This is a genomic window from Streptomyces sp. NPDC054841 (assembly GCF_053611045.1).
This window is the reverse complement of sequence record NZ_JBSGZO010000404.1, coordinates 1-7,994: the sequence shown is the minus strand read 5'-3', so window position 1 is coordinate 7,994 and position 7,994 is coordinate 1. Positions and strand designations below refer to the sequence as shown.

The window sequence follows — 7,994 nt, the reverse complement described above, 5'->3', positions numbered from 1 at the left end:
CGGCAACCAGCGCTCGGAGTGGGACGCCGGGTGCCGCTACGACTTCCCGAACCCCGAGCACCGCTGAAGCGCGTCCTGCGCGCGAACGGCGCACCGGGCGAGGCCGGGCTCGGCGGGTCTGATGCGGCGCCGTCAGGGCCGCGTCGTGTCGCCGTCGCCGCCTGCTGCGGCGAGGAGCTCGTGCAGCAGGTGAGCGGCGGTGATCACGCCGAGCAGATGGGTGCCGTCCTTCGCCTTCTCGACCACCGCCACCAGCGGGCTGCGAACCCGTGACATGAGCGCCGCCACCTCCAGCGCGGTGTCGTCGGGATCGGCGATGGGCGGCGGAGCCACGGCGCTGGGGAGACAGTCGCCGACCCTGCGCCCGACCAGGGCCTGGCAGAGCCGGTCGGCGTGCTTCTCGTCGACGACCGCGGCGAGTGTCGGATCCTCGATCACGTACTCGGGCACCAGCACCTTGACCATCTGGGAGGCGGGCAGGATCGCCTTGGGCTCGCCCCGCTCGTCGAGCACCAGGAGTCCGGGAAGCCGGTGCTCGGCCATCAGCCGGGCCGCGTCCAGCGCGTCGCTGTCCACGCTCACCGATTCGTACTCCACCGCAAGATCGCGTGCGCGCACGGCCGGCTCCTCGTCTGCTCGAAGTGTCCCTGGTCCCAGCGTCGACCATCACCGGGCTCCCGGTGACGACCTTGACACGACCCATACAGGCCACGCTCGGCCTGGCGCTTGCTTCGTCGCCGTCGGGTTCATTCCCGTTCGCCCCCGTCCTGGCCCATGAGCCGGTCGACGATGAACGCGGTCAGAACCCCGCCCAGCAGCGCCCATACGGCATGACCTGGGGCGCTTCCGCCGAATAGGGGCGCGGCTCCGAGGCCGGCCGCAGAGGCGGCACCTGCCGTCGCCGCCGTCCTGTTCGTCAGGAACCGCCACTGCTGTCGAGTGCTGCCCGGTCGGCGCATTTCGCCAAGCGCGGTACGGATGACGATTGCCGCGACGACGGCGCTGCAGCCCAGTGCGGCTTGCATCCACGTGGTCATCGGTCAGACCAGGGCGAAGTAGCGCAGCCAGACGTACGCCGCCGAGATGGCCACGGTGACGGCGGTGACGACGAGTCCGTACTTGGTGAACTGCCAGAACGAGATGGGGGTGCGGTTGCGCTCGGCGATACCCAGGACGACGACGTTCGCGCTGGCGCCGATCGCGGTGGCGTTGCCGCCGAGGTCCGCACCGATGGCCAGCGCCCACCACATGACGTGGTCCGCGCCGCCGCCCATCGCTTTGACGAGGTCGCCGGTGATGGGTGCCATGGTGGCGACGTACGGGATGTTGTCGATGATGCCGGACAGGACGGCGGACGCGCCGAGCATCAGCATCGAGCCGCCCAGTTCGTTGTCACCGATGGCGTCGGCGAGGGCTTTGGACGCCTCGCCGATCACGCCGGTCTCGATGAGTCCGCCGATCATGATGAACAGCCCGGCGAAGAAGGCGAGCGTGGGCCACTCGACCTCTGCCAGCACATCTCCGGTTTCAGCGGTGGACAGGGCGATCAGCAGGCCGGCGCCGAGCAGCGCCACGACGCTGGGCTCGTAGTGCAGCACCGGGTGCAGGACAAATCCGGCGACGACCAGGGCCAGCACGATCAGGCCCTGAACGAGGAGCCGGGGGTCGCGGATCGCCTCGCGCTCCTCCAGCTCCATGATTTCGGCCGCGCGGTCCTCGTCGTACAAGAAGGACTTCCGGAACAGGACGCGGCACAGAGCAATCAGCACCACGATGAGGAGGGCGGACAGCGGCGCGAGGTGGACGAGGAAGTCGTTGAAGGTCAGTCCGGCCCGGCTGGCGATGATGATGTTCGGCGGGTCTCCGACGAGGGTGGCGGTGCCGCCGATGTTGGAGGCCAGCACCTCGGCGATGAGGAAGGGGGCGACCGGCAGCGCGAGCCGTTCGCAGACCAGCAGCGTCACCGGGGCGATGAGCAGCACTGTGGTGACGTTGTCGAGGAGGGCCGAGGCGACCGCCGTGATGACGATGAGCATGACCATCACGCGGAAGGGTCTGGCCTTCGCCCTCTTCACGGACCAGATGGCCAGGTACTCGAACATGCCGGTCTTCTTGAGCACGCCGACGATCATCATCATGCCCATCAGCAGGAAGATGACGTTCCAGTCGATGCCGCTGTGTTCGGAGTAGAAGGCTGATCTGTCGTCCGTCGCCCCGATCGCCAGCATCAGCCCGGCGCCGCCCAGCGCGGCCGCCACGCGGTGGATCTTCTCGCTGATGATCAGGGCGTACGCGCCGGTGAAGACGGCGATCGCGGCCCAGCTCTGCCAGTCGTTCACAGTTCTCCGATGAGTCGTTCCATCAGGCGGGAGGCAAGCAGTCGAGCGTCGCCGGCTGATGGGTGCCGACACGGTTCCGGTAGGTCACGCGCGGGCATGGCTGATCTTCTTGCTGCTCTGAGCGGCCTTCTCGTCCTCGCCGTCGGGGATGCCGGCGAGGCCGTCGACGTCGAAGAGGCGGGCGATCGGCACATCGGTGCTGCTGTGGGCGATGATCGAAAAGGCGATGCAGACGGCGATCAGCGTGTACGCCTCCTGGCTCTGCGGGATACCGGACTGCAGCACCAGCAGGCCGTACACGACCGAGGCGAAGCCCTTCGGCCCGAACCACGCCGCGACGAGCTTCTCCCGCCGGTCGAAGCGTGTTCCGACGAGCGATATCAGCAGCGATACCGGCCGGATCAGCACGATCGCCAGGAACACGGCGACGTACCCGCCGGGGGAGAGGTCGCCGAAGAGCTGCGGGGTGAGCAGCGTGCCGAAGACCAGCAGGGCGGCGAACTTGGCGAGCTCGGCCAGCGCCTCGCCGAGCGGTTCGAATGCCGACTTGGCCTCCGGGGAGGCTGCGGTGAGGACGGCTCCCGCGGAGAAGGCCGCGAGGTAGGGGTTGGCGTGGGTGAGGTGGCACAGCCCGTACAGGATCACGCCGATTGCGAGCGGCAGCAGGGGCTGCAGTTTCGGCTCGGCGCCCAGCAACCGGAACCGCACGAGGCTGGTCACGAACAGCGGCAGCAGTATGCCGAGCGCCAGGCCCAGGCCCAGTTCCAGAGCGATCTTGCCGAGCGACGCCTCCGCGTGACCGCTCGTGGGGCCGGCCGCGGCGATGAGGATCAGGACGATGGGCAGTGCGAGGCCGTCGTTGATGCCGCTCTCGACGTTCAGCAGCTGCCGCAGCTTGGCCGGGACTTCCTTGCGCCCGACGATCGCCGAGGCGAACACCGGGTCGGTGGGTGCCAGCACCGCGCCGACCAGGAACGACGTCGTCCAGTCCAGGCCCACCAGGTAGTGCGTGACCAGGGCCATGCCGACGAACGCCAGCGGCATGCCCAGGCCCAGTGCCCGCGCGGGGTTCTTCCAGTTCGCGCGCAGCTTCGGGAAGGAGACGTGCATCCCGTCGGTGAACAGGACGGCGAACAGGGCGAGGTCCGCGGTGACCGAGACGATCTCGCTGTCCGGCGTGATGTGGATCAGGCCGAGGAAGCCGTCACTGACCAGCGCCCCGCCGAGGAGGAAGAGGAGCGAGGTGGACAGGACGGTACGGGCGGCAAGCCCGGAGAGCAGCACAGCGATGAGCAGTGCGGCTCCGAAGACGGCAACGAGCACCATGACGGTGTCCCCCGATCGGCAAAGAGAGCTCTCTCGAATTCGCCGACCAGGCTTCCCGGCACACCGCTGGGAACCTTACCCGTCCTTTACGCAGCATTGACAGGTTCCTAGCGCGCACCCGCGGCGCCGTTACGTTGCCGGGCTCAGGCAGGAAGCGCTGTCGACCTGTCCGTGGACGGCGGTCAGCCCTCGCCGCCTGGCCAGGCCGAGTGCCTGGCGGGCGCCGCCTCGTGGCGGTTGAACCGGTCGCAGAGGGTGGCTCCGAGAATCAGCCCGTGCCCGGCGAAGATGGCCGAAGGCACAAGCAGCATCCTCAAGAAGCCGGCGTCCTGGCACGGGGCAGTGATCGCATGACTGCGGTTCAGGAGAACGCCGCTGAACAGAATGTGTTACGGATGCTTGTCAGCGGCTCGCGGTCGCGCGTGTAGTACAGCTTGTTCGTGAGCAGAACGGCCCAGCGCGCACTGCTGGGCGATACCCACATGCCGGTTCCGGTGAAGCCGTAGTGGACCCAGACGTCGTCGGACTGGGGCGTGTCGTCCGTGGCGGGGTGCCAGAAGAGACCCCGGGCGGGTGCAAGGCCGTTGGTCTGGATCCGGAGGGATTCCGACGTCCAACTGGCCCCGAAGCCTGGTGCCTCCAGCGCCTGGGTGGGGTCGACCACACAGCGGAGGAACGTCACGAGGTCTTCGAGGACGGAGAACGCACCGGCAATACCGCACACCCCGCCGAGGAGACGCGCGGAGAAGTCGTGGGCGACGCCTTTGAGGTGGGTGCCGGTCAGCTCATCGAGCTCCGTGGGCGCACACCGCACTGCCATCACGGAGGAGACGGGACCGAAGCGGGTCTCCGGCATGCCGAGCGGCTGCCACACGCGCGTCTGGGCCAGTACGTCGAGGGCTTGGCCGGAGAGGTGCTCGGCGAGGTAGCCCAGGATGAGGGCAGCGCGGTCGGTGTAGTCGACGGCTTCGCCGGGTTGGCGATGGAGGGCCTCGTGAAGGACGCCGTCGCGGATGTCCTGGGGGTCGGTGCCGTAGAGGGCTTTGAGGTTGGCGCGGAGCGGGACGCCGGCGGTGTGGGTGAGCAGGTTGTGGGCGGTGACCTGGGCGAGGGGGTAGCCCTGGACTTCGGGCCAGAACGTTCCCAGGGGTGCGTCGAGCTGGAGTTTGCCGTCTTCGACCAGGGTGCCGATGGAGGACCAGACGGCGAGGATCTTGGTGAGGCTGGCGACGTCGAAGATGGTGTCGAGGCGCATGGGTTCGTCGGGCCGGGTGGGGTCGAGGAGGCCGACGGCGCCGCTGGCTTGGGTGGCCTCCTCGTCCCCGACGGCCCAGACGGCACCTGGGTAGACCTTGTCGCGCACGCCGTCGCGGAGGAGTTTCTCGATGAGGTCCGTGTTGAGCGTCATGGTCTCCCGATCGTCTGGCGTGCGGTGTCCCGCCGGTCAGGGTAGTGATCCGCCCGGTAGGGACCCGGCTGTGTGATGGGTGTGTCAGGTGAGCTGCTTGCCGAGGTCGGTCAGGGCGATCGCGGTGGCACTGAGGGGGTAGCGGGCGGCGTTCCTCCGACCTCCCTGCTGGAGGGCGGTGAGGAGTCCCGGGATGGTGCGGAGTCGGTTGAGGTCGCGGGCGAGCGTGGCGGGGTTGGTGAAGTCGGTGGCCAGGCCGCTGGAGGTGAGGGCTTCGTTCAGTCCAGGTACGGGCTGGTAGGCGACAGGCAGGCCGCATGCCTGGGCTTCCAGGGCGACCAGTCCCATCGCTTCGAGAGTGGTCGACGGCATGGCCAGGACATCGTGGTCCGCGAAGGCTTTCCACAGTTGTGGACGGCCGAGCCAGCCGAGGTAGCGGACGCGGACGCCCATTCGCCGCAGGAAGGGGGCGAGAGTGCGGAACTGCGCTTGCGGTGCGGCGATGCTCAGCTCGACGGCCCGGGCGAGCGGAAGGGCGTGGAGTAGTGCTTCGACGCCCTTCTCTGCAGTGAGCCGGCCGGCGTAGAGCAGACGCAGGTGGCTGGTCGGCCGGCGAACGGGCCGGGGCGGGGGATCGGTGAGCAGGTGATCGGGGATCCCCCACGGGATCTTTTCGATCTTGCGATGGTCGGTCCTGGGCGCGAGGCGCAGGAGCCGGTCGGCCATGGCGCCGGTGGGGACGACGATGGCATCGGCGGCTCGTGCGGCTTCGCGGAGAACGTGGTGCTGATCGCGATGGATCTCGGCGAAGAGCAGGCCCGTCCCGTGTACGAGTGCGATGCGCGGATGCTTGGGTAGGGCGCGGAGCAGGGCTGGCGTGCCGCCGAAGGTGAGGTGCTGGAGGTGGAGGACGTCGACCTGGGAAGGGATGAGGGCGCTGGTCAGCGCGTCGCACAGGGAGGCGACGTAGCGATGGAAGGCGGGGCCATTCAGGCACTTTCCCCTTCCGGGCAGTAGCTCCAGCCCGGGCGGTGTGCGAGGGCGTGGCCCTGAGGGCGCCAGCATGAAGGCGCGGGCGGGGATGATTGATTCGTTGCCGGTATAGAGGTCGTGGAAGAGTTCGACGCTGCCGCCGGGACTGCCGAACGGCAGATCGAGGACCGTGGCCACCCGAGGGCTCATGACCGGCCTCCGGCGATCTCCTCGTACAGGCGGGACGTCTCGATGCCCTGGCTGGCCGTGTACTTGAGGCCGTGCTGCTGGTAGCTGGCGGTAGCGCCGAAGGGCTGGAAGAACACCAGCTTCCCGAAGGTCATTCGGGGATGGACGCGCACGGGGCGGGCAACCCGGATTTCCAGCGTCCACCGGATGGCGTGGCCCTGATGGCCGAGCGGGGCAGATACGTGGACCCAGATGCCGAGGGCTCCGGTGGTGCGGTCGCCGTTGAGGAACTGCGCGTACGTCTCCGAGCCCGTCTCCTCGTGCGTGACCCCGAGGTAGAGCGTGTTGGGGAAGAGGTCGAATCCCGTGCTGGGGATGGTGACTTCGGAGAATCGGGTGGGCGCGGCGGCGTCCAGGTCCCCGTCGCAGATGCGCAGGGTGTCGCCGAGACTCCAGTCGTATGCGTTGGGAGAGAGGCGGGCGGGGGCGTACGGGTCGATGGTGATCTCGCCGGCTGCGTGAGCGGCTGCGATGGCTGGGCCGGTGAGAATCAAGAGGCCACCGCCTGCAGTGGCGGGACGTCGCGCCAATAGGCGGAAGGCTGGGGACCGCTGGCGTCCTGGTACTTGCCTGTGTATAGGTCGACCGGACCGATGGCGACGAAGAACATGATCTGCCCGATCTTCATGCCCGCGTACACGCGAAGAGGGCGGATCGGGGACAGCATCAGCGTCCACTGCCCGTGAATCCGATGTCGCCGATCGGCGCAGTGATCTCGACGAACAGTCCGAGACGGCCCACAGAGGAACGGCCGAACAGCCGCGCCAGCCAGGTGCTATCCAGCGGGCCGCACGACGGTGATCGCGAAGCACTGCTGCTTCGCCCGTGCACACAGTGCGGGTCACCCGGAGATGTGACGCAGGCCACTCAAAGTCGATCTCATGATGCGAGATGGCGGGGTGCCAGGTTCTGCCTCCAGGGCCTCGAGAATGCCATCGATGCAGGTCAAGGGTGCCCTTATGGCACGCGAATGGCACGCATCCTGAAAATGGTCCAGACGACCAACAAGGCCCAGGTCTCTGACCTGGGCCTTCGTTATGGAGCGGGTGACGGGAATCGAACCCGCGCTCTGAGCTTGGGAAGCTCATGTTCTACCATTAAACTACACCCGCGTAGCGGACCGGTTGATCAGATCCGCATCGTCGCACACTGTACCCCATCAGAGGCCCTCGGTGTATTTACCCCGAGGGTCTTCGTCGTGTACGGGTGGCCGGATTCCGACTGCGGGGCCGGGGCGGGGGGCGTAACTTTGGGGGCGGAGTGCCGCGTGGAGTGGTGTCCTGTTCATCCCCTAATGTGGCTATCTCGTCCACGCTTGTTGGGGAAGGGACTTGATGGACCCGATGGACTCGATGGACTCCATGGACCGCGGCGACTCGCTGGAGCGCACCGCGGTTCGTTGTGCCGAAGGGCATGTCTTCACCACCTCGTCGTTCCCGATGCAGCAGCTCGGTGCCGGGCGGATCGGGCCCGGGCGGCTCATCCGGTGCCCACGGTGCGCGCGGCTGCGGCATGCCGTGCCGGTGGAGCCGGTGGAGCCGGCGAAGCGATAGCGGCGCGATCGGTGTCAGCCGCATGATCGGCACGATCAGCGACCGAGATCAGCGAGATCAGCGGTAGCGGCATGATCGGCACGATCGGCAAGCCGCATCGGTAGGCCATGGGAGAGGCGCGCGGGATCCGCCCGATTGGGGCGGGCC

Annotated in this window: 8 protein-coding genes, 1 tRNA gene and 1 pseudogene; 1 reads left to right on the top strand and 9 read right to left on the bottom strand. The window is 68.0% G+C overall.

Features of this window, described 5'->3' with window-relative positions:
* Positions 1 to 132: 132 nt before the first annotated feature.
* The 9 genes and pseudogenes from ACWGI8_RS34685 to ACWGI8_RS34645 all read right to left on the bottom strand — a co-directional run bounded on the left by ACWGI8_RS34685 (position 133) and on the right by ACWGI8_RS34645 (position 7,406).
* Positions 133 to 618 carry a CBS domain-containing protein gene (locus ACWGI8_RS34685; RefSeq protein WP_453667098.1) on the bottom strand — a complete coding sequence of 162 codons (486 nt, stop codon included), beginning with the start codon at positions 616 to 618 and terminating at the stop codon, positions 133 to 135.
* Positions 619 to 746: 128 nt separating this feature from the next.
* Positions 747 to 1,037: a hypothetical protein gene (locus ACWGI8_RS34680; RefSeq protein WP_453667097.1), complete on the bottom strand. Its 291-nt coding sequence runs from the start codon at positions 1,035 to 1,037 to the stop codon at positions 747 to 749.
* A gap of 3 nt (positions 1,038 to 1,040) precedes the next feature.
* A complete protein-coding gene (locus ACWGI8_RS34675) occupies positions 1,041 to 2,339 on the bottom strand; it encodes an SLC13 family permease (RefSeq protein WP_453667096.1) in 1,299 nt (432 codons plus the stop codon).
* A gap of 84 nt (positions 2,340 to 2,423) precedes the next feature.
* Positions 2,424 to 3,665 carry a cation:proton antiporter gene (locus ACWGI8_RS34670; protein ID WP_453667095.1) on the bottom strand — a complete coding sequence of 414 codons (1,242 nt, stop codon included), beginning with the start codon at positions 3,663 to 3,665 and terminating at the stop codon, positions 2,424 to 2,426.
* Positions 3,666 to 4,026: 361 nt separating this feature from the next.
* Positions 4,027 to 5,073, bottom strand: a complete 1,047-nt coding sequence (locus ACWGI8_RS34665) for a serine hydrolase domain-containing protein (protein ID WP_453667093.1) — start codon at positions 5,071 to 5,073, stop codon at positions 4,027 to 4,029.
* Positions 5,074 to 5,157: 84 nt separating this feature from the next.
* Positions 5,158 to 6,255, bottom strand: coding sequence for a glycosyltransferase family 4 protein (locus ACWGI8_RS34660; RefSeq protein WP_453667091.1), 1,098 nt, complete (start codon positions 6,253 to 6,255; stop codon positions 5,158 to 5,160).
* A complete protein-coding gene (locus tag ACWGI8_RS34655; protein ID WP_453667089.1) occupies positions 6,252 to 6,788 on the bottom strand; it encodes a dCTP deaminase in 537 nt (178 codons plus the stop codon). The genes ACWGI8_RS34660 and ACWGI8_RS34655 overlap by 4 nt, the downstream gene beginning before the upstream one ends.
* Positions 6,785 to 7,059: pseudogene (locus tag ACWGI8_RS34650) on the bottom strand (dCTP deaminase); the annotation flags it as partial. The pseudogene ACWGI8_RS34650 and the gene ACWGI8_RS34655, both read right to left, overlap by 4 nt.
* 273 nt (positions 7,060 to 7,332) lie before the next feature.
* Positions 7,333 to 7,406: transfer RNA gene (locus tag ACWGI8_RS34645), tRNA-Gly, on the bottom strand.
* A 222-nt stretch (positions 7,407 to 7,628) separates the two neighbouring features.
* On the opposite strand from ACWGI8_RS34645, the gene ACWGI8_RS34640 reads away from it, so the two are divergent.
* Positions 7,629 to 7,847 (top strand): hypothetical protein, encoded by a 219-nt coding sequence (locus tag ACWGI8_RS34640; protein WP_453667087.1) that lies wholly within the window; start codon positions 7,629 to 7,631, stop codon positions 7,845 to 7,847.
* Positions 7,848 to 7,994: the final 147 nt, after the last annotated feature.

Bases quoted from the DNA above. Each gene is read 5' to 3' on its own strand.
- ACWGI8_RS34640 (WP_453667087.1), top strand. From the start codon at position 7,629: ATGGACCCGATGGACTCGATGGACTCCATGGACCGCGGCGACTCGCTG.
- ACWGI8_RS34665 (WP_453667093.1), bottom strand. From the start codon at position 5,073: ATGACGCTCAACACGGACCTCATCGAGAAACTCCTCCGCGACGGCGTG.
- ACWGI8_RS34670 (WP_453667095.1), bottom strand. From the start codon at position 3,665: ATGGTGCTCGTTGCCGTCTTCGGAGCCGCACTGCTCATCGCTGTGCTG.
- ACWGI8_RS34660 (WP_453667091.1), bottom strand. From the start codon at position 6,255: ATGAGCCCTCGGGTGGCCACGGTCCTCGATCTGCCGTTCGGCAGTCCC.
- ACWGI8_RS34680 (WP_453667097.1), bottom strand. From the start codon at position 1,037: ATGACCACGTGGATGCAAGCCGCACTGGGCTGCAGCGCCGTCGTCGCG.